The 24,748-nt window shown below is 38.4% G+C and carries 28 protein-coding genes; 16 read left to right on the top strand and 12 right to left on the bottom strand.

Annotated elements, in window-relative coordinates:
* The first annotated feature begins 151 nt into the window (after nt 1-151).
* The 5 genes from ahpC to yajD all read left to right on the top strand — a co-directional run bounded on the left by ahpC (nt 152) and on the right by yajD (nt 5,468).
* Nucleotides 152-715 (top strand): alkyl hydroperoxide reductase subunit C, encoded by a 564-nt coding sequence (gene ahpC, locus M1F17_RS10970; protein WP_004254784.1) that lies wholly within the window; start codon nt 152-154, stop codon nt 713-715.
* 117 nt (nt 716-832) lie between these two features.
* On the top strand, nt 833-2,407 hold the full coding sequence (ahpF, locus tag M1F17_RS10965; protein WP_036957764.1) for an alkyl hydroperoxide reductase subunit F: 1,575 nt from the start codon (nt 833-835) through the stop codon (nt 2,405-2,407).
* Nucleotides 2,408-2,909: 502 nt separating this feature from the next.
* Complete coding sequence (locus tag M1F17_RS10960; protein ID WP_318836978.1) at nt 2,910-3,887, top strand: DUF1852 domain-containing protein; 978 nt, start codon at nt 2,910-2,912, stop codon at nt 3,885-3,887.
* A gap of 29 nt (nt 3,888-3,916) precedes the next feature.
* The gene (locus M1F17_RS10955; RefSeq protein ID WP_318836977.1) at nt 3,917-4,948 is read left to right on the top strand and encodes a methionine synthase; all 1,032 of its coding nucleotides are present in this window, start codon (nt 3,917-3,919) and stop codon (nt 4,946-4,948) included.
* 172 nt (nt 4,949-5,120) lie between these two features.
* Nucleotides 5,121-5,468 carry an HNH nuclease YajD gene (gene yajD, locus M1F17_RS10950; protein ID WP_318836976.1) on the top strand — a complete coding sequence of 116 codons (348 nt, stop codon included), beginning with the start codon at nt 5,121-5,123 and terminating at the stop codon, nt 5,466-5,468.
* A 197-nt stretch (nt 5,469-5,665) separates the two neighbouring features.
* Here the strand turns inward: yajD and M1F17_RS10945 are convergent, their stop codons facing one another.
* Together M1F17_RS10945 and M1F17_RS10940 are read right to left on the bottom strand one after the other, a co-directional pair.
* Nucleotides 5,666-6,247, bottom strand: coding sequence for a YebB family permuted papain-like enzyme (locus M1F17_RS10945; RefSeq protein WP_004254550.1), 582 nt, complete (start codon nt 6,245-6,247; stop codon nt 5,666-5,668).
* 93 nt (nt 6,248-6,340) lie between these two features.
* Complete coding sequence (locus M1F17_RS10940) at nt 6,341-7,828, bottom strand: PLP-dependent aminotransferase family protein (protein ID WP_180311967.1); 1,488 nt, start codon at nt 7,826-7,828, stop codon at nt 6,341-6,343.
* A gap of 103 nt (nt 7,829-7,931) precedes the next feature.
* Between M1F17_RS10940 and M1F17_RS10935 the strand changes: the two genes are divergently transcribed.
* Nucleotides 7,932-8,390 (top strand): GNAT family N-acetyltransferase, encoded by a 459-nt coding sequence (locus M1F17_RS10935; RefSeq protein WP_094960604.1) that lies wholly within the window; start codon nt 7,932-7,934, stop codon nt 8,388-8,390.
* A 105-nt stretch (nt 8,391-8,495) separates the two neighbouring features.
* Here the strand turns inward: M1F17_RS10935 and M1F17_RS10930 are convergent, their stop codons facing one another.
* The 4 genes from M1F17_RS10930 to M1F17_RS10915 all read right to left on the bottom strand — a co-directional run bounded on the left by M1F17_RS10930 (nt 8,496) and on the right by M1F17_RS10915 (nt 11,441).
* Nucleotides 8,496-9,035, bottom strand: coding sequence for an NADAR family protein (locus tag M1F17_RS10930; protein WP_172767194.1), 540 nt, complete (start codon nt 9,033-9,035; stop codon nt 8,496-8,498).
* 99 nt (nt 9,036-9,134) lie between these two features.
* A complete protein-coding gene (locus M1F17_RS10925; RefSeq protein ID WP_004254533.1) occupies nt 9,135-9,857 on the bottom strand; it encodes an amino acid ABC transporter ATP-binding protein in 723 nt (240 codons plus the stop codon).
* Complete coding sequence (locus tag M1F17_RS10920) at nt 9,844-10,608, bottom strand: amino acid ABC transporter permease (RefSeq protein WP_004254530.1); 765 nt, start codon at nt 10,606-10,608, stop codon at nt 9,844-9,846. Before M1F17_RS10920 ends, M1F17_RS10925 begins: the two co-directional genes overlap by 14 nt.
* Before the next feature lie 65 nt (nt 10,609-10,673).
* Nucleotides 10,674-11,441 (bottom strand): basic amino acid ABC transporter substrate-binding protein, encoded by a 768-nt coding sequence (locus M1F17_RS10915; RefSeq protein ID WP_004254527.1) that lies wholly within the window; start codon nt 11,439-11,441, stop codon nt 10,674-10,676.
* A 298-nt stretch (nt 11,442-11,739) separates the two neighbouring features.
* Between M1F17_RS10915 and M1F17_RS10910 the strand changes: the two genes are divergently transcribed.
* From M1F17_RS10910 to M1F17_RS10885, 6 genes are all read left to right on the top strand, one after another.
* On the top strand, nt 11,740-12,648 hold the full coding sequence (locus tag M1F17_RS10910) for an AEC family transporter (protein ID WP_094960602.1): 909 nt from the start codon (nt 11,740-11,742) through the stop codon (nt 12,646-12,648).
* A gap of 104 nt (nt 12,649-12,752) precedes the next feature.
* Nucleotides 12,753-14,213 carry an AMP nucleosidase gene (locus M1F17_RS10905; RefSeq protein WP_153673684.1) on the top strand — a complete coding sequence of 487 codons (1,461 nt, stop codon included), beginning with the start codon at nt 12,753-12,755 and terminating at the stop codon, nt 14,211-14,213.
* The gene (locus M1F17_RS10900; RefSeq protein ID WP_004254518.1) at nt 14,194-14,757 is read left to right on the top strand and encodes a GNAT family N-acetyltransferase; all 564 of its coding nucleotides are present in this window, start codon (nt 14,194-14,196) and stop codon (nt 14,755-14,757) included. Before M1F17_RS10905 ends, M1F17_RS10900 begins: the two co-directional genes overlap by 20 nt.
* Nucleotides 14,758-14,787: 30 nt before the next feature.
* Entirely contained in the window at nt 14,788-15,210 is a 423-nt protein-coding gene (locus M1F17_RS10895; RefSeq protein ID WP_144139990.1) for a helix-turn-helix domain-containing protein, read from the top strand.
* 105 nt (nt 15,211-15,315) lie between these two features.
* Nucleotides 15,316-16,275 (top strand): acetyl-CoA carboxylase carboxyl transferase subunit alpha, encoded by a 960-nt coding sequence (gene accA, locus M1F17_RS10890; RefSeq protein WP_318836975.1) that lies wholly within the window; start codon nt 15,316-15,318, stop codon nt 16,273-16,275.
* A 45-nt stretch (nt 16,276-16,320) separates the two neighbouring features.
* Entirely contained in the window at nt 16,321-17,211 is an 891-nt protein-coding gene (locus tag M1F17_RS10885) for a LysR family transcriptional regulator (protein ID WP_094960598.1), read from the top strand.
* On the opposite strand, the gene M1F17_RS10880 is transcribed toward M1F17_RS10885, so the two are convergent.
* The 5 genes from M1F17_RS10880 to M1F17_RS10860 form a co-directional block, all read right to left on the bottom strand.
* A complete protein-coding gene (locus M1F17_RS10880; RefSeq protein WP_144139996.1) occupies nt 17,212-17,670 on the bottom strand; it encodes an RES family NAD+ phosphorylase in 459 nt (152 codons plus the stop codon).
* On the bottom strand, nt 17,667-18,128 hold the full coding sequence (locus M1F17_RS10875) for an antitoxin Xre-like helix-turn-helix domain-containing protein (protein WP_004254502.1): 462 nt from the start codon (nt 18,126-18,128) through the stop codon (nt 17,667-17,669). The genes M1F17_RS10880 and M1F17_RS10875 overlap by 4 nt, the downstream gene beginning before the upstream one ends.
* Before the next feature lie 88 nt (nt 18,129-18,216).
* Entirely contained in the window at nt 18,217-18,684 is a 468-nt protein-coding gene (locus tag M1F17_RS10870) for a DUF1456 family protein (RefSeq protein ID WP_094960596.1), read from the bottom strand.
* A gap of 187 nt (nt 18,685-18,871) precedes the next feature.
* On the bottom strand, nt 18,872-19,186 hold the full coding sequence (locus M1F17_RS10865; protein ID WP_094960595.1) for an AzlD domain-containing protein: 315 nt from the start codon (nt 19,184-19,186) through the stop codon (nt 18,872-18,874).
* Complete coding sequence (locus tag M1F17_RS10860) at nt 19,183-19,884, bottom strand: AzlC family ABC transporter permease (protein ID WP_094960594.1); 702 nt, start codon at nt 19,882-19,884, stop codon at nt 19,183-19,185. Before M1F17_RS10860 ends, M1F17_RS10865 begins: the two co-directional genes overlap by 4 nt.
* 470 nt (nt 19,885-20,354) lie before the next feature.
* Between M1F17_RS10860 and leuE the strand changes: the two genes are divergently transcribed.
* On the top strand, nt 20,355-20,996 hold the full coding sequence (leuE, locus tag M1F17_RS10855) for a leucine efflux protein LeuE (RefSeq protein ID WP_004254492.1): 642 nt from the start codon (nt 20,355-20,357) through the stop codon (nt 20,994-20,996).
* Between the two features lie 351 nt (nt 20,997-21,347).
* Complete coding sequence (locus tag M1F17_RS10850) at nt 21,348-21,821, top strand: NUDIX hydrolase (protein WP_036957747.1); 474 nt, start codon at nt 21,348-21,350, stop codon at nt 21,819-21,821.
* A 35-nt stretch (nt 21,822-21,856) separates the two neighbouring features.
* Here M1F17_RS10850 and M1F17_RS10845 read toward each other — a convergent pair whose 3' ends face one another.
* Nucleotides 21,857-22,471 carry a LysE family translocator gene (locus M1F17_RS10845; protein WP_004254484.1) on the bottom strand — a complete coding sequence of 205 codons (615 nt, stop codon included), beginning with the start codon at nt 22,469-22,471 and terminating at the stop codon, nt 21,857-21,859.
* 149 nt (nt 22,472-22,620) lie between these two features.
* Here M1F17_RS10845 and M1F17_RS10840 point away from each other — a divergent pair, with 149 nt between their 5' ends.
* Complete coding sequence (locus M1F17_RS10840; protein ID WP_136134960.1) at nt 22,621-23,505, top strand: LysR substrate-binding domain-containing protein; 885 nt, start codon at nt 22,621-22,623, stop codon at nt 23,503-23,505.
* A gap of 133 nt (nt 23,506-23,638) precedes the next feature.
* On the top strand, nt 23,639-24,742 hold the full coding sequence (gene ddlA / locus M1F17_RS10835) for a D-alanine--D-alanine ligase (protein WP_036957745.1): 1,104 nt from the start codon (nt 23,639-23,641) through the stop codon (nt 24,740-24,742).
* Nucleotides 24,743-24,748: the final 6 nt, after the last annotated feature.

Raw genomic sequence — 24,748 nt, 5'->3', positions numbered from 1 at the left:
TTGCTGAATTTTTCAGTAAGCGTTCTAATGCTTCACCTATTAATTATTGGCACATGATTAGGTTGCGCCTATCAAATCGATAGTGGGTAATGATTGGATTAAGCTGCTGTAAAACAGTAACTTAATAGGCAACCAAACAGGAGAACATCATATGTCATTAATTAATACTCAAATCAAACCATTTACTAACCAAGCATTTAAAGATGGCCAGTTCATCGAAGTTTCTGAAAAAGATGTTGCAGGTAAATGGAGCGTTTTCTTCTTCTATCCAGCTGACTTTACCTTTGTTTGCCCAACTGAACTGGGTGATATTGCTGACCATTATGAAGAATTCCAAAAATTAGGTGTTGAAATTTTCTCTGTTTCTACTGACACACATTTTACCCATAAAGCATGGCATGCAAGTTCAGAAACTATCGGTAAAATCAAATATGCCATGATCGGTGACCCAACTGGCGCATTAACACGTAACTTTGAAAATATGCGTGAAAACGAAGGCTTAGCAGACCGCGGCACTTTCGTTGTTGACCCACAAGGTATCATTCAGGCAATCGAAATTACTGCTGAAGGTATCGGTCGTGATGCAGCTGACCTGTTACGTAAAGTTAAAGCAGCACAATATGTTGCAAGCCACCCAGGTGAAGTTTGCCCAGCTAAATGGAAAGAAGGTGATGCAACACTGTCTCCATCTTTGGACTTAGTCGGCAAAATCTAATTAATCTAACCCAATTGATTAACACTGAATAATTCAGGTTGCAGGTGTTTAGGCCTGCAACTTGGATCATGACGGGTATATGTACCCGATTTTATGATAAAAATTAAAGGGGATTACATGCTCGACAATAATTTACAGGCACAGTTGAAAGCCTACTTAGAACGTTTAACTAAACCCGTTGAATTAGTTGCTAATATAGATGACAGCCAAAAATCAAATGAAATCAAGCAGCTGTTAGAACAAATTGCATCTCTGTCAGATAAAGTCACTGTACGTGAAGAGCGCAATAGCGCACTAAGAACACCGTCTTTTTTAATTACTAACCCAGGTACAGATAGTGGTTTGCGTTTTGCAGGCTCACCTTTGGGACATGAATTTACCTCTCTTGTGCTGGCATTATTGCAAATCGGTGGTCATCCATCTAAAGAAGCGCAAGAGTTATTAGAGCAGGTTAAAGGCCTTGAAGGCGAATTCCACTTTGAGACTTATTATTCTTTATCTTGCCATAACTGCCCAGATGTTGTTCAGGCGTTGAACTTAATGGCAGTTTTAAATCCAAATATTAGCCATACGGCTATTGATGGTGCACTTTTCCAAAATGAGATTGATGAACGTAATGTGATGGGCGTTCCTGCGGTTTTCCTGAATGGAAAAGAGTTTGGCCAAGGGCGTATGACGTTAAGTGAAATTGTTAGCAAAGTTGATACCAACGCAGATGCGCGTGCAGCGAAATCACTCACAGAGCGTGAGCCTTTTGAAGTCCTTGTTATTGGTAGTGGCCCAGCAGGGGCTTCAGCGGCAATCTATACCGCACGTAAAGGGATCCGTACTGGCGTAATTGGCGAGCGTTTTGGTGGCCAAGTTATGGATACGGTTGATATTGAAAACTATATTTCAGTTATCAAAACGGAAGGCGCTATTTTTGCAGGTGCATTGAAGAACCACGTGGACAGCTATGATGTTGATGTCATTGATGGCCAATCAGTTGCAAAACTGATCCCTGCGGCAGAAGAAGGTGGATTACACCAAATCGAAACTGCATCGGGTGGGATCTTAAAATCACGCAGTATTATTATTTCAACAGGTGCTCGCTGGAGAAATATGGGTGTTCCGGGGGAACAAGAATATCGTACTAAGGGTGTAACATTCTGCCCACACTGTGATGGTCCGTTATTTAAAGGTAAACGTGTTGCCGTTATTGGTGGTGGTAACTCGGGTATTGAAGCGGCTATTGACTTAGCCGGTGTCGTTGAGCATGTGACCGTTCTGGAGTTTGCTCCGGAACTGAAAGCAGATTCTGTATTACAGCAAAAAGCACGTAGCCTAAAGAATGTTGATATTATCGTCAATGCGCAAACCTTAGAAGTAAAAGGCGATGGCAGTAAAATGACGGGTCTTGAATATAAAGACCGCACTGATGATAGCGTACATTTATTAGAAGTGGCGGGAGCATTCGTGCAAATCGGTTTATTGCCTAATACCAATTGGTTAGGCGACACAGTCGCTAGAAACCGTATGGGGGAAATCGAGATTGATGCACGTAACGAAACCAGTATTAAAGGTATTTTTGCTGCCGGTGACTGTACAACGGTACCATACAAACAAATTATTATTTCAGCTGGAGAAGGGGCAAAAGCCGCACTTAGCGCATTTGATTACCTGATCCGCACAAGTACCAGAACCGCTGAATAGGTATAATTTACTTTATATTCAGTGAGTTGTAGTCAAAAGGCACTCGGGGGCGAGTGCCTTTTTTTTGTGCATAATACTGTGCCACCTTTTATTATTGTAGTTAATTTTAGTTAGTAACTTAGACTGTATGACCTAAGTGTTTTCTAAATGCACTAAATAAATTTATTTCACTAACCAATGTTTAAGTCTTCGAGTCGAATATTCATCCCCTCTAGGAAATTGTCCATGCAATATACTTAACATCATGAATTATAATGAAAAATAATATTTCTTAGTTCTTCGTCACATAATTAAAATAAGTGAAATAGATGATCATGAAAATCGTTCATGTTCGAAATGAAATTAAGTCGCTTTCACTCAATCAACAGCTCTGGCATAAATTAGCTAACGAGGAAAATTAACTTATCTACAACATAAAGATTGATGAATGGGAAACTAAAACTTCTAAAAAATCAAGAAGTCAATTGAGTTTCCATCTTGGAATTTAGGGTGTGACGAGACGATGAACAAAAATTTTACATTTACGATTAAAAGTAGTCTTTTTGATGAAAATTATAATCCTTCTGAAAATACACGTATTACAACTAACTTTGCTAATTTAGCCAGAGGGGAAAATCGCCAAGAAAATTTGCGTAACACGCTTGTCATGATGAACAACCGTTTCAATACATTAGCCTATTGGGATAACCCTAAAAGCGACCGTTATTCAATCGAGTTGGAAATTATTTCTGTCGAGATGAGTGTTGAGGAAAATAGTAATAGGTTCCCTGTGATTGAAATATTAAAAACTAATATTATTGATCATAAAACAGGTGAACGAACTGAGGGTATTGTCGGAAATAACTTTTCATCTTATGTGCGTGATTATGATTTTAGTGTTTTATTGTTAGACCACAATAAGGACCAAGCAAGCTTTAGTATTCCAGAAAACTTTGGTGACTTGCATGGGAATATCTTTAAATATTTTGTGAATTCTAGCGAATATAAAGCGGATTTTAGTAAGGCGCCAGTGATATGTCTAAGTGTCTCAAATAAAGATATCTACCATAGAACTGGGAATCAACATCCTATATTGGGGATTGAATATCAGCAAAATGGGGCTTCATTAACAGATCAATATTTTAAAAAGATGGGATTACAGGTTCGTTATTTCATGCCTCAAAATAGTGTTGCACCGCTGGCATTTTATTTTACGGGAGATCTGCTGAGCGATTACAGCAATATTGAATTAATTAGTACGATTAGCACGATGGAAACATTCCAGAAGATTTATCGGCCAGAGATTTACAATGCGAACTCCGTTGCGGGGCAATGCTATCAACCGAGTTTGACGAATCAAGATTATTCGCTAACAAAAATTGTTTATGACCGCGAAGAACGTAGCCGATTGGCTATTGAGCAGGGAAAATATACAGAAGAACATTTTATTGAGCCCTATAAGCATATTCTAGAGCAATGGTCTGCTAACTACGCGCTTTGATTAATTATAAAAATTTAAGGTCAATTATTATGAAAACATTATTACCAACATCTACCGCGGGCAGTTTACCAAAACCTTCTTGGCTTGCTGAACCTGAGACGCTTTGGTCTCCTTGGAAGTTGCAAAATGAAGAACTCATCGAGGGAAAACAAGACTCATTGCGCTTATCCCTTGAAGATCAACTACGTGCTGGGATTGATATTGTTAGCGATGGCGAGCAAACACGCCAGCATTTTGTGACGACATTTATTGAACACCTCAGTGGTGTTGATTTTGCAAAGCGTGAAGTGGTTAAAATTCGTGATCGTTATGATGCGAGCGTGCCGACGGTGGTTGGGGCGGTTGAACGCCAAAAACCTGTTTTTGTGGAAGATGCTAAATTTTTACGTAAGCTAACAAAACAGCCGATTAAATGGGCGCTTCCTGGGCCGATGACGATGATTGATACACTGTATGATAACCATTATAAAAGTCGTGAAAAACTGGCATGGGAGTTCGCTAAAATATTGAATCAAGAAGCAAAAGAGCTTGAAGCCGCGGGCGTTGATATTATTCAGTTTGATGAGCCAGCTTTTAATGTGTTTTTTGATGAAGTAAACGATTGGGGGGTGGCTGCGTTAGAAAGAGCCATTGAAGGGCTGAAATGCGAAACAGCAGTTCACATCTGTTATGGATACGGCATCAAAGCTAATACTGACTGGAAAAAGACACTAGGTTCTGAGTGGCGGCAATATGAAGAGGCTTTCCCAAAATTGCAAACTTCAAATATTGATATTATCTCCTTAGAATGTCATAACTCCCATGTTCCTATGGATTTAATTGAGCTTATTCGCGGTAAAAAAGTGATGGTGGGGGCGATTGATGTGGCTAGCAATATCATCGAAACACCAGAAGAAGTCGCCAATACGTTACGTAAAGCGCTGCAATTTGTGGATGCTGATAAACTTTATCCATCAACAAACTGTGGTATGGCACCATTATCTCGACGGGTCGCAACGGGTAAACTTAATGCATTAAGTGCAGGGGCTGAGATTATCCGTAGAGAATTGTTGAATAAGTAATCTAAGTAAAAACTAACTAATAAATTAGCCTGGAGTTGATGACATGCCCTATAAAGTTGGCGATGTCATCATATCTGGGTTTTTTGTTGTTTTGAGTTTCTTTTTTTGCTCTGAATTGAGGTATATTAGGCGTATTATCTCAAAATTACTATTTTTAATAGGAATATCGGCAATGGCTTTGATCCCTAAAAACTATGCGCGATTAGAAAGTGGCTATCGTGAAAAAGCACTTAAAATTTACCCATGGGTTTGTGGACGCTGTACACGTGAATTTGTGTATTCAAATTTACGTGAATTGACTGTGCATCATATCGACCATGATCATACCAATAACCCTGAAGATGGCAGCAATTGGGAACTATTGTGTTTATTTTGCCATGATCATGAGCATTCGAAGTACACAGAAGCTGAAATGTATGGCACTAATGTCGTGGCAGGGGAAGATGCACAGGATGATATTGAAGCAGCAACTTATAACCCGTTTGCTGACTTGAAATCGATGCTAAATAAGAAAAAATAATCGCGATAATCCACGCAATTCCAGTACAGGTAGGCAAAGTAAAGTCTCTAATAGAAGAGGCTTTACTATAATAACTGGCTATTACAGCAAATTTGCTTAATAGTGATGTAATGCTTATTGATTGATAAAGATTAAGGCATCATGTTAAGCCACTCTTATAAACGTTGAGTGGCTTAGTCAAATATCAATATCGCTAATTAATGAATGTCATCATGGCTGCGATAAATTAATGATAATTCAGGGTGATGCCATAAACTTGCAGGAGTAACTGTTTTACGTTCCCATGGAATTTGTCCAATAAACCATAACTTCCAAAAATTTAATTTTGCATTCGGGTTTTTAGTTAATAATTCCTTGAAGGTTTCTAATTCTCCTATTTGAACTGATAATGCAGATTGATAAATATCGAAAACAAACTTTGAACAAAACTGCCTAGAAGACTCATAATTAAATCCCGTGTGATAAAACTTATTTAAACGAGCAGGAACTTCGGCGACTAATGCGGATTTTTGTTCACTTGTTAATGTATGGGAAAATCGGCGTACACTGTAACGATTGTCAGACGAACGGGCAATAAACCGCGATAAGGTCGTGGTTGTTGAAAGGGGAACGCGACTTTCTGCAATTAAATAATCTTCACCATTGTGACCTACAATCATGCCAACATGATTACTCCAACATAAAGATGCCGAGGCTATTTGGCGAAATAACTCGGTCCCAATACTGGTAAAGACAACATCGCCAACTTCGTACTCATGGGGATAATTTATTTTTGTCATAAAAGTACCTCAATATAAACAATGCTATTAAGGTATAGTTATAAAGATTAGAAGAATTCGCGCTATCGGATAAACGCTGAAAATCATTTTTGTTTAACTAGGGTATATATTACTCAATTGTTCACTGAGTAATTTTATATTGTTAATTATCTCATTTTCACAATGAGCAGCATAGCCAAATAGAATTGCATTTTGGTGAGTACTTTGAATACAGTAGCGCGATAACGGTTGTGCGCCAAAGCCCAACAGACGGCATTGGTTAAGGATCACGTTAATATCATAACCGTCTTTCACCCAACAAACAGTATGAATGCCTGAATCCGTCATCTGTACATTAAATAGGTGAGGGAGATAGTGATTGATGGCATTGATAAAAGTATTTTGCCTCTCGTAACATATCTTCCGTATTTTTCTGACATGGCGTGCATAGTGGCCTTCTTGGATAAACTGAGCTAAAGCGGCCTGTTCTAAATAACCACAGTGGCTATCACTATAATATTTCATCATGGTGAATGCCTCTCTCAGAATTTCTGGCACTATTAAAAAACCTAAACGAAAGCCGGGGTACATCATTTTAGAAAATGTCCCTGCATAAATAACACGTTGATGATTATCTAAGCCTTGCAATGCTTGAATTGGCTTTGATAAAAAGCGAAATTCACTATTGTAGTCATCCTCAAAAATCCATGCGTTGTTTTGTTGCGCCCAATCCAATAATGCTAAACGCCGAGGTAAGCTGAGAGTTGTGCCCAGAGGGAACTGGTGAGAAGGCGTGGTATAAATTAATTTTGCTGTTTTATGGTGTTTCGCACCATATATAATATCCATTCCTTCTTTGTCTGATGGAATAGCGTCAATATCAGCACCAGCAGCGGTTAAAATAGCTCTCGCACTATCATAGCCAGGGTCATCTAACCATACTTTATCCCCTTGCTGTAATAAGACTTTTGCCGCTAAATTAATGGCTTGCTGTGTTCCATTAACAATAATAATTTGCTGCTGTTTACAATGAACTCCCCGAGTCGAACGGACGTAATCTACCAATAAGTCTTTTAGTGGTGTATACCCATCAGGGTGATTAAAATGCGTAATAATTTGTTTGGACTTACGCCAAACTCGACCTAATAATCTTCCCCATAATTCATGCGGGAATTGGTCCACACAACCAATACCGATATTAAACATTTGGTGTTTGTTGGTATTTGGACGCGATTTTTCCCATAAATTCGATAAAGTGGAAACTCTAGGATTCAGATTTAATGCAGGATATCCAGATTGGTCACCCTGTTTAGTGCTACTTATGGCACCAATTAATTCATCAGGAATATGGGGGGAAACATAAGTCCCTGAGCCTTTTTGGGAATAAAGGTATCCTTCATCAATTAGTCGTTCAAACCCAGCAATTACCGAATTTCGTGAGATGGCCATCATTTCTGCTAATGCTCTAGAGGAAGGAAGTTTAATTCCAGCAGCAATACGTCCATCTAAGATGGCATTACGTATTGTGTGATAAACATTTTCTTTAATGTAACCTTTTTCAAGTAATAGTAATGGGAACTGGGCATGCTGTTGGCGTCGCATAAAGTGGATCCTAAATAAATAACAAAAGTGTCTCTTATATAGAGCCAGATTGCTAGGTACTATAGCGCCATTATGTAATATGTCTACAAATGGAAGGGTTATTATGAATAAAACAGCATTACCAGTTACAGTGGAATTTGTTGCGCCAGAACATTACCCAGAGTGGTTAGTGTATTGGTTAGAGTATCAGAAATTTTATCAGGTAGATTTAAGTGAAGAAATTACCTTAAAAGCATGGGAGCGCTTTTTTGATGAGAGTGAGCCGATGTACTGTGCTGTTGCGTTGGAAAATGGAAAAGTTGTTGGTTTTGTGAATTATTTATTTCACCGCTCAACATGGGCTGAAAATGATTTTTGTTACCTTGAAGATTTATATGTGACGCCAGAAATGAGAGGACGTCATGTAGGAAAACAATTAATTGAATTTGTACACGCACAAGCGCAAGAGAAACAATGTGGCCGTCTATATTGGCATACACAAGAAACCAATTTACGAGGCCAAAAATTGTATAACTGGGTGGCAGAAAAGCCTGGGGTAATTGAATACAGAATGCCTTTATAATAAAGCTCAGTAGTATATTCTATATTTTGATAAAATAATGACGGGCCCGCTGTTTAATAACAACGGGTTTTTCATTTTATCAGAAAATAAGCAAAAATTAGAGAGTTAATTGGCTAGCTGACTTCTAACATCCATTAATGCGAAACCGAGAAGGTTTAACCCTTTCCATGTTAATGGGTTTTCAATATTTTCACTATCTTCGGCAAGGCCTATTCCCCAAATTTTATCGACGGGGCTAGCTTCAACTAGAACACGTTCGTTTGTGGAGAGTAAAAACTGTTTTAATTCTTCATGTTGAGAGAATTTTGCCATATTAGCGCTGACAACAATAGCAAAACGGTTTTCATCCCAAACATCTTGCTTAAACCCACGAACTTCACGACCAAATGCTTTAGCCGCTCCGGGATTTGGTGCATGAATGATTTTATCCAATGTTTCTAAATCACCAAATAAGCGTGCTTTTTCGGCCATCATGAAATGTTCTGCACTGGCAAAGCGGTGGTTATTAACAATAAATGGGGAAGGGTACCATTGGCTGAAGCAGCTTTTTGTAATTTGATTTTGTTTGGTTTGGTGGCCCCAGAAGAAAACATATTTAAATTTTTTCCCTGAGCGGTATTGTTTGCAGAGGCTTTTGATATCCATAAATTAATCTTTATTAAGAGCGAATATTCTTAGCGTATCGATAATAAAAAGACCTGCCTATCAGAAAAACCTGCTTAGCATACTAAGCAGGCTATAAAATTAAAGTACTTTACTTAGAAACTCCGCAGTCCGTGGGTTTTTAGGTGCAGTAAAGAGTTGTTCTGGCGTGCCTTCTTCTTGAATAATACCTTGGTCAATAAACAAGACTCGGTCGGCAACTTCACGTGCAAACCCCATTTCATGGGTGACGATAACCATTGTCATACCTTCATTTGCAAGGGTTTTCATCACTGAAAGAACCTCACCAACTAATTCGGGGTCAAGTGCAGATGTCGGCTCATCAAATAACAAAATGGATGGTTGCATGGCTAACGCTCTAGCAATAGCGACTCGTTGTTGCTGCCCACCGGATAAACTGGCTGGCCATGCATCAATTTTATCTAACAACCCTACCTTGATCAGAAGTTGTTCTGCTTGTTTAAGTGCCAATTCCTTTTTTATTCCTTTCACTAAGGTTGGCGCCATCATCAAGTTTTCTAACACGGTCATATGGGGGAATAGGTTAAAACGCTGAAACACCATCCCCACATTTTCTCTCATTTTATTTAAATCAGTTTTAGGATCATGAACGTTAAAACCATTGACTTGAATTTCGCCCCCGTCAGGGCGTTCTAGCGCATTCAAACAACGTAAAAAGGTACTTTTTCCTGAACCAGAAGGGCCAATGACACAAATCACTTCTTGAGGTTTAACTTCACAAGAAATGCCTCTAAGTACATGAGCATCACCAAATTTTTTCTGTAAATTATTAACGTAAATCACTTCTGCCCAACCTTCTTTCCATATATTGCACCAACTGAGCAAGTATAAATGTCAGCATCCAATAAATCACAGATATTGTTAAATAGGGTTCCCAGTAAGTTGCGTAAGCGCCGGAGACTGTTCTTGCAGCATAGGCGAGATCGGCCAAACCGATTGCGGAAGCGAGGGAGGAGTCCTTGACAATTGCGATGGCATTATTTCCCAATGGGGGAAGAATGCGCCGAAAAGCTTGCGGAAGAATCACCTTGCGCATTGTTTTTGCCCAACTCATACCAAGCGCACGAGAGGCTTCCATTTGCCCTTTATCAATTGATTGAATACCCGCACGGAATATTTCAGAGACATAAGCTCCTGAGTTTAAAGTAATTGCAATGACGCAAGATAGAAAAGCACCGTAATCGGAGCGGAGCATTTTAGCGGTATCAACAGACATTAACCCTGATGTAACAAATAAGCCATCACGAGGGTTAATAAACAGTGGCACTAAGGCAAAGTGAACAACCATTATTTGAACAAATAGTGGAGTACCACGAAAGGCACTGACATAGAAGCGAACCGGCCACTGTACAAAATAGTGTAAAATAGGTTTCCATATCCCTTGTTCAGCTTTGGCAGTTCTGCCTAAACCGAGGGTTAATCCCCATAGTGAGCCTAAAATAACGCAAATGATGGTTGCTTTTATCGTCATCATTGCGCCTTCAGCAAATAATGGAGCATACTCTTCAATTATTTCCCAACGAAACGCAGACATCTTAATTTTCACCCTGATTTAAAACGTGAAAAAGCCATCCATAGATGGCTTTAAGTTAAATTTAATTATTGTTTTGGTAATTGAGGAACATTTTCATCAAACCATTTTTGGTAAATTTTATTGTATGTACCGTCTGCAATAATCTTATCTAAGCCATTATTTATTTTTTGCTGTAATTCACTATTCCCTTTAGCGACAGCAATACCAAAATATTGTTTTTCGAAATGGTTATCGTAAATCAGTTTAAATTTTTTCTCAGGGTGCGTTTTTATATAATATTTAATTACGCCGACATCACCAACTGCAGCGTCAATGCCATCTTCGAATAGTTCTTGTAATAAAAGAGGAGTATTGTCAAAACGTTTGATTGCTGTACTGTTTTTACCTATTACATCAGAAACAACAATATCACCAGTGCTGGAGTTCACAACACCTACATTCAGGTCTTTTAAGCTATTTAAGTCTTTAACATCAGATGTTTCACTGATGACGATCGCTTGCTCAGCCGGGAAATAGGGGTTAGAGAAATCAACCATATTTTTGCGTTTATCTGTAATTGTGATCCCCGAAATTAAAATATCTCTATCACCAGACGATAAGGTCGCAAAAATCCCTTCCCAAGGGGTATTGACAAGTTTAACGTCAAAACCTTCTGCTTCTGCAATTGCTTTAATGATGTCAATATCAAAGCCTTCGAGCTGTTTTTGGCTATTTTCATATTCAAACGGACGGTAAGTCCCACCAGCACCAACGGTATAGCTTTCTTTTGCGTAAACATTCCCGGCGAAGGCTGCCAATGACATACAGCCAGCAAAAACTAATTTTTTAAACATACTAACCTCTTTAATTATGCATTTATAATGAATAAAAATACATAATATTGAACTCCTAAGCAAATGATTTTTATATGTCGAAGTGAGATAAGTTTAGGAGCTTGTGTTTTAAGGGCGGAAAAATATATTATTTAAATATAAATAAGAGAAAGTCGATACAATCTCGATTTAATCGAAAATAAGCTAAGAAAAGCAAAACATAGGAATAGCGCTTTTTTTACCTATCAGCTACAAAAATTTAACGATAGACTGATTAACAAACTCACTTAGTGCTCAAATAAAAACAGATTACGTTCTCATGGATAAGATTCTATTAGTTTTGTGGCCATTATTTGCTCTGATTGCAATGGGATTTGTATTGCGTCGCTCGACAATATTCACCACTGATTTTTGGCCGAGTGCTGAAAAATTAAACTATTTTATTTTGTTTCCTGCATTATTAATTAACAGTCTCGCAACTGCACCTTTGGACAACCCTAAATTACCCTATTTAGCGAGCGCCATCCTTTGTGTTTTAGCAATTAGTTCTGTGCTAGTTCTAGGTTGTAAATATTTATTCAAAATACCTATCCCGAGATTTGGCGCGCATATCCAAGGAATCACGCGTTTTAATACTTATTTAGGGTTGGCTATTGTTGCTGATTTATTTGGCAAAGAAGGGATCGCTATTGCTGCGGTAATTATGGCTGTTTTAGTACCAAGCTGTAATGTCATTGCTGTGCTTTCGTTATCTTCAGGACAAAAGGTTTCAGCTAAGCAAATTTTATTACCAATCATAAAAAACCCATTGATCATTTCCTGTGTCGTTGGCGTGTTATTGAATATATCCCCAGTGGGATTACCCTTTGGCTCGGACCAATTTTTAAAACTACTCGCAGCTGCCAGCTTACCATTAGGCTTAATCTGTATTGGAGCCGCATTACAAACCTCAACACTAAGAAATGAATTTAAGCCTATTATGGCGTCAACATTGTTACGTTTACTTCTTATGCCTATTTTAGCATTAACAGTGGCGGGCTTATTTTCTTTGCCAAACCTTGAAACAATTCTATTAGTACTATTTTTTGCTATTCCTACTGCGCCAACCGCTTATATTTTAACGCGTCAGTTAAATGGGGACAGCCAACTAATGGCAGGTATAATTACATTACAAACCGTGGCTGCGGTATTCACATTACCAATTGTTTTATCCTTTGTAGTACATTAACTGTGATATAAGTACGTTAATCGCGATATATTTTGCAACTGTCACATTGATACTCTATGTTATCGGAGATAATTTTATCTGATGATAAGGAGTTGTGTGTGTCTTTGGAAAAATGCCAGAAATATGAAAATTTATCTATTGAAGATGTTTTAGATAAACTTTCGTTGTTATATAGCAATGCGATTGATTCATTAAGAGATGCTATCGCTATTTATGTAAAAGAAGGCCGCATACCCGATATTACAGAAAGGGAAAATGGGTTATTTGCTTATCCTGAACTGTGTGTTACATGGGAAGGCAAAGTTGATCATTGCGAAAAAACCCGTGCTTATGCACGTTTTGTTAAACGGGGTGATTATACTATTACGGTGACTCAGCCAGAACTATTCCGTGCTTATTTAGTTGAGCAATTATCTATCCTACAACAGGATTATGATGTCACTTTTTCCGTTCGCCCTTCAAAAATTGAAATTCCTTACCCTTTTGTCATTGATGGTTCAGATTTAGCATTAGATAGGAGTATGAGCAGTAATTTAGCTGCACATTTTCCGATAACCGATTTATCTCATATCAGTGATGATATTACAGATGGTTTGAACACTGCTACGGATGAAATGCCGCTGTCTCATTTTGATGCATTACGTGTGGATTTTTCATTAGCGCGATTAAAGCATTATACAGGAACCCCACCTGAACATGTTCAACCGTACATTCTTTTCACTAATTATAACCGTTATGTCGATGAATTTGTGAATTGGGCATGTGAACAGGTACGTGATCCTGAAAGTCGTTATATTGCATTATCTTGTGTTGGACATAATTATTTAACCGCTGAGAATGCAGATCCACAAATTGCGACTTCTGATTTAACATGGAAAAAATTTCAAATGCCTGCATATCATCTAATCGCTAGAGATGGGGCAGGAATTACTTTAGTAAATATCGGTGTTGGGCCTTCAAATGCAAAGAATATTTGCGATCATTTAGCCGTTTTACGACCACATGCTTGGTTGATGATTGGCCATTGTGGTGGGTTAAGAGAAAGCCAAAAAATTGGCGATTATGTTTTGGCCCATGCTTATTTGCGTGATGACCATATTCTTGATGATGTATTACCGCCAGATATTCCTATTCCAAGTATTGCGGAAGTCCAGCGTGCGCTATATGACGCTACAAAACAAGTTAGCAATATGCCTGGGGAATTGGTAAAACAACGTCTACGAACTGGAACCGTTGTTACAACAGATGACAGAAATTGGGAATTACGTTTTTTTGCAACAGCTCGCCGTTTTAGTTTAAGCCGCGCGGTTGCCGTGGATATGGAAAGTGCCACAATTGCAGCTCAGGGGTATCGCTTCAGGGTTCCTTATGGCACGCTGTTATGTGTTTCTGATAAGCCTCTGCATGGTGAAATTAAATTGCCCGGTCAAGCAAACAGTTTTTATGAAGGTGCAATCTCAGAACATTTGCAAATAGGTATTCGTGCTATTGATTTATTGAGGAAAGAAGGGGATAAATTGCATTCAAGGAAATTAAGAACGTTCGATGAACCCCCATTTAGATAGCAAGGAGAAGCAATCAATGGCTGTAATACCTGAACTTGAAACAGATAGACTGATATTAAATAAACACCAAGTAAGTGATTTTCCTGCACTTGCGAAGTTATGGGCGACTGAGTCAATGGTTCGTTACATTGGTGGTATGCCTTCTAGTGAGCGCGAATCATGGATGAGAATGTTAGCTTATGGTGGTTTATGGCCATTATTAGGCTTTGGCTATTGGGCTGTCCGTGAAAAAGCGAGTGGTCAATATATTGGTGATTTAGGTTTCGCGGATTTTCATCGTATGGTCGAACCCCATGTTAAAGGCATTCCAGAAGCGGGTTGGGTCATTGCACCTGAACATCAAGGAAAAGGCTATGCAACAGAGGCTATGCAGGCTGCACTGTCTTGGCTGACGAAAGAAAATAAGTATCGGCAATCTATTTGTTTTATTGAACCGAGGAACTTAGCTTCTTTACGTGTGGCTGAAAAGTTAGGTTACGTTGTTGACCGTGAAATTTTTATGAATGGCACGATTACGGTGTTACTGCGCCAACAATTAGCCTGATTAGCGAGTATTATAGCGGGTTAGTATTTCATGTCTGATGAGTTAGATATTTCTCAAGTTAGCCAATTATCAGGTTTAGCAGCATCAACCCTACGTTATTATGAAGAGAGAGGGCTGATTAAGCCGATAGGGCGTAAAGGGTTAAAACGGGTTTATCACGGGAAAGACGTAATAACCCGTTTGTCTTTAATTGCATTGGGGCAAGAAGCTAAATTTTCACTCGATGAAATTGCTAGCATGCTCAACCATAAGGATGGCCCTAATATTGAACGTGCGAGCCTACTTGAAAGAGCAGAAGAAATTGAGCAAACCATACAGGGGTTACTAGCCTTAAAAAAGGGTATTTTGCATATTGCGAATTGTCCTGAAGAAAATCACTTTTTATGCCCTAATTTTCAAAAGATTATGGAAAACAGCTTAAAATCAAATTCGCTAAAGAAAAGTCAGCGTTAAAACATTATCCCATTCTTGATAACAATCAATCCTATTTTTAAGCATAGAATGGGATTGATTCTCTGATTACACTCCTAAGATTGCTGTTACCATTTTAGGAACGTTATGACTAATCATTTTCTTGCATTTGAGAAACCTATCGTTGAACTCAATGACAAAATTGAAGCGCTTATTGCCTTCAAGCAAAAAGGACATCCATCAGAGATTAAATTAGAAGAAGAAATCCAGCTCTTGAGAAAAAAGAGTCATTCGCTTACGAAAACCATATTTGCATCGCTTGGGGCATGGGAGATTGTCCAATTAGCGAGACACCCATTAAGGCCTTATCCCCTTGATTATATTCCATTAATATTTACTGAGTTTCAGGAATTAGCGGGTGACCGAGCTTTTGCTGATGACAAAGCGCTGGTGGGTGGCCTTGCTCGTTTAGATGGTAGGCCGGTTATGGTGCTTGGGCAACAAAAAGGGCGGACAACAAAAGAGAAAGTTATGCGTAATTTTGGGATGCCATCGCCAGAAGGCTACCGTAAAGCACTTCGTTTAATGAAAATGGCGGAACGTTTCCACTTACCAGTGATGGTATTTATTGATTCTGCTGGGGCTTACCCCGGTGTTGGTGCTGAAGAGCGCGGGCAAGCAGAAGCTATTGCACGCAATATTATAGAAATGTCTCATTTAAAAGCCCCTATTATTTGTGTCATTACAGGTGAAGGTTGTTCTGGTGGTGCATTAGGGATTGGTGTGGGGGATCGTATTAATATGTTGGAATACAGTACTTATGCGGCGATATCTCCAGAAGGTTGTGCCTCTATTTTATGGAAAGATTCCCAGAAGGCACAAATTGCAGCTGAAGTAATGGGAATGACCGCTCCACGGTTAAAAGAGTTAGGTATTATCGATACTATTATACCTGAGCCTTTGGGTGGAGCTCACCGCGACTATCAGTTAGCTGCACAACAATTAAAACAACAGTTACTCACTGATTTAAATGAGCTAACTCAATTAGACATAGACGAATTACTGGCACAGCGGTATCAAAAAATAATGGATTTTGGTTACTGCTAGTGCTATTAGTTCAAGTTAATAGCGCGTGAACTGTAGGAATTAGAAATGGCTGTTGACCTGAATTTATTGAAAGTGTTTATTGCCGTCGCGACACAAGGAAATTTTGTCAATGCGGCAAAGTTACTTTCAATGCCAACATCGAATGTGAGTCGTTATATTAAACAGTTGGAGCAACAACTTAATAGCCAGTTAATTGAACGTACAACCCGGCAAATGCGGCTAACGGAAACAGGAAATATTTTATTTGAACAAAGCCAAAAACTAGTCAGTGAATTAGAGCAAGTTGTAGTGCAAATATGTCATCCACAACAAATTACAGGTACGTTAAGGCTAACTATTCCCAGTGAATCCGGTAGTTTATTATTAGCAGATTTATTAGCGAAGTTTGCATTATCTCACCCACAATTGAATATTCACTGTGATACACAACTAATACCTCAAGATGTTATTAGTGATGATATTGATTTATTACTCACTTTTCATCGTGGTCATCTTGAAGACAGTAGCTATCACTCACGTCTGATCAAATCATGGCAAAGCGTTGTGGTTGCATCACCCCAATTAATTGAAAAAGTAGGAAAACCGTGTTCATACTCTGACTTAGCCAATATGCCGTGCATTTCGAGCTTGAGTGCATTACAGGGGCAACCGTGGATATTTATTGATTCATCTGGCTTACAGAAAAAAGTGATAATTGACAGCAGCTACCGAGTGAATAGTGGTATTTTGGCTCATGCTGCTGCAGTGAATGGGGTAGGTTATGCTATTTTGGCGTTAGATGCATGCGAAGAACAGATTAAACAGAAGAAATTAGTGCGGATAGCATTCGATGAAGTATCGCCAGCGCCTATAGAACTTCGCGCGGTTTATGCGAGCCGTAGTGCATTATCACCGAAAATAGATGCTTTTTTACAGTATTTATTAGCAAATATCTAATTATGCTAAGCGCGGGTCAACACTAAAATCTAGTGGTTTAACGGTATGTAAAGCTTTTTGAAATTGCGGATGTAACGGGTTAATAATTGCGTTGTATTCATAGGGAACAATACAAGAGGGAATTAATAATGCTAGACTATCTTGGTTATTAAGCCATATAGTGCCAATATCCATGGTGGAGGTTGGTGCGGGGTCTTGTTGCCAATCTGTCGGAAGGTGATCTAACGACAATTTCATCACGTACTTATCATTGATATCTATGGATAGTAAGCTGAACTGGCTCAATAGTCTGTCTTGATTGATGTGAACGAGTACTTCAAGGGTCGCTAATGAAATACTCGTTGAAGTATAAACAGCAGGAGTCCCTTTATGATTCCAACGCCCGCCGTAGAGCATAGCTCCTTGGCCCGACCATGCATCATGCGCAAAATTGGATTTAACCAATCGATATAAAATCATGAGAATACGCCATGTTCAATACGGCCAATCAAATCAATCACTTCAATGGCTCCGCTTTCTGTCGCAATAAGCTCAATAGGGCGTAAATGTCCTAACCCTTTAACTGGGTGGTTAAGCCAATCACTTGCCGCGTGCTTATCTCCATTAAATAAACGCACCGCAGCATCGAATACCCGCACTAGACGAGCAATTCTCTCACTTTCATCAGCATTAAGGGGCTGGCCAGCATTTTTACGTCGAGCAATATTGCGCTCATTAATGCCGGATATTCGCAATAATTCAGTTTTGCTCATTCCTGACCATTCTTGGATATTGTCTAAGACAGAGACAGATAGGCCTTGACGCAAGAAATGAGTTAACTCAATACCACGTTCTGCGGGTAACCCTACATGGCGCCACAGTGGTTTAAAGGATGAAGCAGTCGGTTGAAGTGGGGTTGTGGGGATATAGTTTCTCATTTGAATCTCCTGACATTTGTCACTTCTATTATAGACAAATGTCAGGAGAATGCAAAATTAATGAATAAAAAACAAACAAAAATAACGGTTATTTATCACCACGTAGGCGAATTGTCAGGCCTTTTAGGAAGTAACGCAGTAATTGGTCTCCACATTCGCGATAGTTTTTATGCCCAGGTTTACGGAAAACTGCGTTAAGCTCAGGCTTGGATACACGAAAATCAACAAGCTGATAAATTTCAATCATATCCGTATCTTTTAATTCAAAAGCCACGCGTAATTTTTTGAGCATAATATTGTTATTAAGTCGGCTATCGACTTCGGGAGCGGGGTGGTTTTCATCTTTACCACGGCGGTGATAGATTAAGCCATTTAGAAAATGCCCCATTATATTATCGTTACATTCAACATATTCAGGTTCATTATCTTTTTTTAACCAAGCCACCATTTCTTCTTTTGTTACAGCCAAATCTGCGAGTTTTACGATTTTAACCATTTGGGCGTCGCTTAAGTCCAACATATAGCGAACGCTGCGTAAAACATAATTATTAAGCATGGTATTGTATTATCCATTATCTATAAAGGTTAATTGGCTATTTATTGAGTAAGGCCAATAAAGTATTCACTATGACAATCAATGACAGGGTGAAATTGAAAAGGAATGTATTTTGAGAGGGCCATATTATGAGGGATTAACCAAGATAAAGCAAAGCGCTGAACGATGCTTTATCTTAAATAATAAGTTAACCGATAAAATAAATAAGAGAATAGAAAAATACTAAGGTAAGGCCGACAGTTAGCAGCATGTTTTTTAATACAGAAGCCACGATGACACAGAATAGCGCTCCCCATAAATAAGGATTATCAGGGAAGGTTCGCAATTCATGGTTTTCTAATAGGATAACAGGGGCACAAATTGCGGTTAATAAACAAGGTGCTGAATACCCTAGTGCTTGACGAACCACAAGAGGAAGGCGTATTGGCAACTGTGGTATTAGAAAAATATAACGTAGAGTAAAAACAACCGCTGTTAAGGTAATAATTAAAAGCCAAATCATTTTTCCTCCTTCAATAAACGTGAAACGGCTACCGAAACAAACATCCCACCCACACCTGCGATAACAATAGCACTACTGAAGGAGTACATTGAAAGTACGATAGCGACAACGAGTGAAAAGATCACGCCACACAACGTACTTATTTTTTTTGTTAATGGAACGACGATTGCAAGCAAAGTTGCCACGACAGAAAAGTCGAGATGTAAGCGGCTCAAATCGCCCACAATATTGGCCATTGCAATCCCACAAAGACTAGTAATTAACCAAACGAGATAAAAACTAAACCCCGCACCAAACAAATAAGGAAAGCTTAAACTCTGACGTTTAGCAGCGCTAATCGCAAATAATTCATCTGTTAATAAGAAACCGATACTAAGGCGCTGAGAAGTTGTAAAGTCTTTAACTTGGGGGCGTAATGTCAGTCCATAAAGTAAATGCTGGGAAGTGATAAAAAAAACAGAAATAACAATCGTGATATAGCCAGCACCCGAGTTAAGCAACCCAAGAGTGACTAATTGTGCCGCACCTGCAAATACCATCGCGGACATCGCTACGCTTTGCCAGAAATCGAGACCAGTTTCGACCGCCATTGAACCTGCTAAAACTCCCCAAGGAATAACAGCAAGATTAAGAGGAGCGGTATGAACAGCGCCTGCCATCATTGCTTTTTGCCATTGATTACTTTGTTGTGACACCATTTACGCTAACCTTATTGTAATTTTGAACACTTATATAACTTGATTGATTTTAAAGAGATGAAATATTAGTAATGAGCTATTTTAGCTTTATACTGGCTTTATCCAATTTTACTTTTAAATAGCACGAACTTTTATGTTATAACGCGAAACCATAATCAAATCACTACTACTTTTATTTATTCTATAAAATTAAATGCTAATTTAATTATCTATATTAGCATTTGCAACTACTTGATTAGCTATTTATAGTTAGCTTCTAATTAAGGTTCTCGTTTTGGGTTGTTATTCTGTTTTTTGATCTTCACTCATTGTTGTTTATCTAGTATTTTGATATTATTTGGGTTTATATTTCATATTGACATTATTATGTGGTGATATCTTTTATAAGTAATGTAAAGCCTGTATCATATAGTCATAAATAAATGATGTGAATTTTTTGTTATAACTTTTATTGAGTTAGCGGGTTTCCTATGCTTGAAAATCTCGGTATTACAAACTTATGGACTTATCTTATCGGTGTTATTTTTATTACATTGGTACCAGGCCCTAATTCTTTATTTGTTTTAACTAGCAGTGCAAAATATGGTGTGAAAAATGGTTATAAAGCCGCATTAGGTGTCTTTACAGGAGATGCTGTGCTCATTTTTCTATCATTTTTAGGCGTTGCATCTTTAGTAAAAACATCACCTATCTTTTTTAGTGTTATAAAATACGCAGGGGCGGCTTATTTATTTTATTTAGGGATTAAAACCCTGTATAGCGTATTGCATAAGAAAGAAAATACAGGTGATGTTGATTCAATTATCTTAGAAACCAAGGGCACCTATAAAAAAGCCGTTTTTTTAAGTTTACTAAATCCTAAGATGATCATTTTCTATGTTTCATTTTTTATCCAATTTATTGACCCAGCTTACCCAAGTGCAGGTGTGCCATTTTTCATACTTGGCCTAATTTTAGAAACTTGTAGCATGATTTATTTATCACTGCTGATTTTTGGTGCTGTTGCCGTAACGAATATGGTTAAACATAATAAAAAGCTTTCGAAGTTCTCTAATAGCTGTATTGGTGCTGTATTCTTGATGTTTGGAGCAAAACTTGCATTAACCGCGTAATGGTTTTATCAGAAATAGCCAGTCTATGTGCTGGCTATTTCTCTAATTTGTTCAATTTATTGCGCATCTTTATGATGAACAATAACAAATCTCATGGGTTTTTATTTTGTTCCCCATTCTCAAAGTTCATAGCTTGTTGCTTATAAAAATCAAATTCTTTTTTCAATTTAACCACCTGAGTTAATAATCAATCGCCATTAGCTAAGCATACGATAATTTCTTTCCGCTGACTGCGCTTTAAATGCCTCATGTAAGTTGAAATGGTTACCGTGACTGAAAGGCAACAAGGTGTTAGGCTCAACACCAGAAATACAATGTAAGAATAACAAAATAAAAAAGGGATGTGGTGAGATGAGAGAGGAAGTTAAACATTTTACGGCAACAGCAATGATCCGTAATGAGCATGGTGAGTTTTTATTACACGAACATCAAAAACTTGGTTTTTGGTTACCTCCAGGCGGTCACATTGAAGCAAATGAAGAACCACAACATGCTGTTTTCCGAGAGGTTCTTGAAGAAACTGGATTAGAGTGCCAAGTGGTCAGTTGCGGTTTTCCCTTTGTATCGCAAGTGCAGGATTCATCCCATACACAAGTATTACCGTTGCCCATCGCTATCTTGAAAGAATTTATTGCGGATAAAAAGAAAGGGAACCATTGGCATATTGATATGATTTACTTATGTGAGCTATTACCCTCATCACAATCGCCTTTTGCCCCATTTGAATGGGTGCCATTTGACCAACTCGCCAAACTCAATATTCCAACCGATGTGGTTGAGTTGGCGAAAGTGGTCAATGAATATTATCGATTGCAGGGTAAATAACTACCATGAATGTGAATGTGAATGTGAATGTGGAGTTAGTTTATATTAAAGAATAGTAGAGATAATCCCAATAAAATCAGTAGAATTCCAATCGTTCGGTCCATAATAAATTGGTAGTTAAGAATTTTGTTTCTGACTGCTGGCGTTGCAAAGAAAATAGCAATTAGACTAAACCAAAGCCAATGAGTGAAAGAAATAAATAGGCCATAACTCAAATTTAGCCAAATTGAGTTCTGTGTACTGATAACTTGGCTATACACAGAAACCACAAAAAACATGGTTTTTGGGTTTAATGCATTTGTCAGAAAACCATTTTTAAACGCGTTTAGGGCCGATAATGGCTTTGATACTGCTTTATCTGAGGATATTTTTACTTTATTGGTCAATGATTTAAATCCGATGTATACCAAGTAAAACACCCCAATAAGTTTAACGATTAAGAATAATGCGGGTGAACTCATAATGACCAAAGTGATGCCAAAAATGGTATAAAACACATGAACCTGCACACCAATAGCAATACCTAGCGCACACAGTAAGCCTGTTTTAATGCCATAGGTATAACTATTACGAGTTACCATAGCAAAGTCTGGCCCCGGACTAATGACTGCTAAAATGGTAATAGTTGCAACTGCAATAATTTCATTCATATTAATTTCCTAAAAGGTAATGAAAACAGACCAAAAACAGATTTATTCTGAAATTGTTTGTTCATTTATTGTTTTTATTATCAATAGATTGAATAAAACTAAAAAGCGATTTATCCTGACATAAATCTGTCAGTTTTTATTACCTATATATGAAACTACCACCGTTAACGTCATTACGTTTTTTTGACACTGCTGCGAAAGCAGGTAGCTTTGTGCAAGCGGCTCAAGAGCTGAATGTGACTCATAGTGCGATTAGCCGACAAATTCGTTTATTAGAAGAACACCTTGGTGTTGAGCTATTCGAACGAAGGAACCGTGCTGTATTTTTAACGGCGAATGGACGAATATTGTTACAAACAACCAGTGCAATATTTGAACAGCTCAAGGAGGGTGTTGAAAAGATAAAAAACAGTACCTTTCCTGATGTTGTTAGTTTGTCTTGTGAACCTACAATCGCAATGAAGTGGTTAATTCCTCGGCTTACACATTTTTATCAACAATATCCCCATATTACAGTGCATTTAGTGGCGGCAGGTGGTGTTATCGATTTCACAAAAACGAATGTTGATTTAGCATTGAGGCGTAATGATTTCAAATGGAATGACAACCTTTGCGCGGTGAAAGTGTGCTCAGAACGTATGGGCATCGTGGTTCGGCCTGAACTTGATTTTAAAGAAAACTTTAGTCATATAACGCTACTGTCAACTCTATCTAGGCCAACTGCATGGGAAACTTGGCAAAATATAAAAGAAATAGTGTTTCAAAATAGTAAAACTATTACATATGAACACTTTTATTTGTGTATACAAGCGGCTTTGGCTGGGCAAGGGGCGGCGCTTGCGTCATTTTTGATGGTTGCGGATGAAGTAAAATCGAAACAATTAACCGCGCCATATGGCTTTATTGAAGATAATTCAGCATATTATTTATTGTCATCTAAACCTGTAGAGCAAGGCAGTGCAGCGGCTATTTTTACGCAGTGGCTAATTGAACAGGTGAATATCAGTATTGAAACTCTGATAGATAAAAGATAATTAGCTATCAAAAAAAGAAGGTTTGGTCATAAAGCCAGCTAATCTTAATGAAAAATAAATAATTTATGCCATAACCTTTTCTTTGCGTGCTATATTTCTCGGCTAGGTTTGGTGTTTTATGTCGGAGCAAATAATGAGCAAAATACGAGTCGGTGTTATTTTTGGTGGCCGATCAACAGAACATGAAGTTTCACTACAGTCTGCTAAAAATATTATCAATGGGTTAGATCGCAATAAATTTGATGTATGCCTTTTAGGGATTAATAAAGAAGGGCAATGGCATGAATATAACGAATCTGATTTTTTATTGCATGGTGATGATCCCTCTCGTATTGCGTTGAATACGCCTAAGCGAGCTATCGCACTTGTTCCAGGTAAAACAAGCGAACAGTTTATTTCGTTAGAAGATGCTAAGCCATTGCCACAAATCGATGTTATTTTCCCTATTGTTCACGGTAACTTAGGTGAAGACGGCTCGTTACAAGGTTTATTGCGCATGGCGAATTTACCATTTGTCGGTCCGGGGGTTTTAGGTTCCTCTGCCTGTATGGATAAAGACGTTACCAAAAGATTACTTAGAGATGCAGGCTTAAATATTGCTCCGTTTATAACAGTGCTCAAAAATGAGCGCGCAACAACTGAATATGAAGCGACCGTGGCGCAATTAGGTTTACCACTTTTTATTAAACCAGCAAATCAAGGTTCATCTGTCGGGATCAGTAAAGTCAGCACTGAATCAGAATTTTACGCAGCACTGGACTTTGCTTTCTTATTTGATATGAAAGTCCTTATTGAAAGTGCAGTAAAAGGGCGTGAGATTGAATGCGCCGTACTGGGTAATGAAGAACCTCTTGCCAGCCCTTGTGGTGAAATCGTATTACACGATAGTTTCTATGCGTACCACACTAAGTATATTGATGAAAATGGCGCCTCTGTCGTGGCTCCTGCACAGTTAGATGCTGCGGTGAGTGATAAAATACGCGAGATTGCCTTATCCGCGTATCGCGCATTAAATTGCAGTGGAATGTCCCGTGTGGATGTTTTTTTAACGGAAAACAACGACGTGGTCATCAATGAAATCAACACATTGCCTGGCTTTACGAACATCAGTATGTACCCAAAATTGTGGCAACAAGCTGGTATGACATACCCGCAATTAATCAGCCGCTTGATTGAGTTAGGAATTGAAAAATTCCAACAAACTGCGATGTTGAAAACGGCATGTGATGAGCTTTAATTGCTG

It is taken from the genome of Providencia sp. PROV073 (assembly GCF_033688125.1).
Lineage (GTDB): Bacteria > Pseudomonadota > Gammaproteobacteria > Enterobacterales > Enterobacteriaceae > Providencia > Providencia hangzhouensis.
Note: the sequence above shows the minus strand (reverse complement) of the source record. Positions and strands in the feature narration are given on the sequence as shown.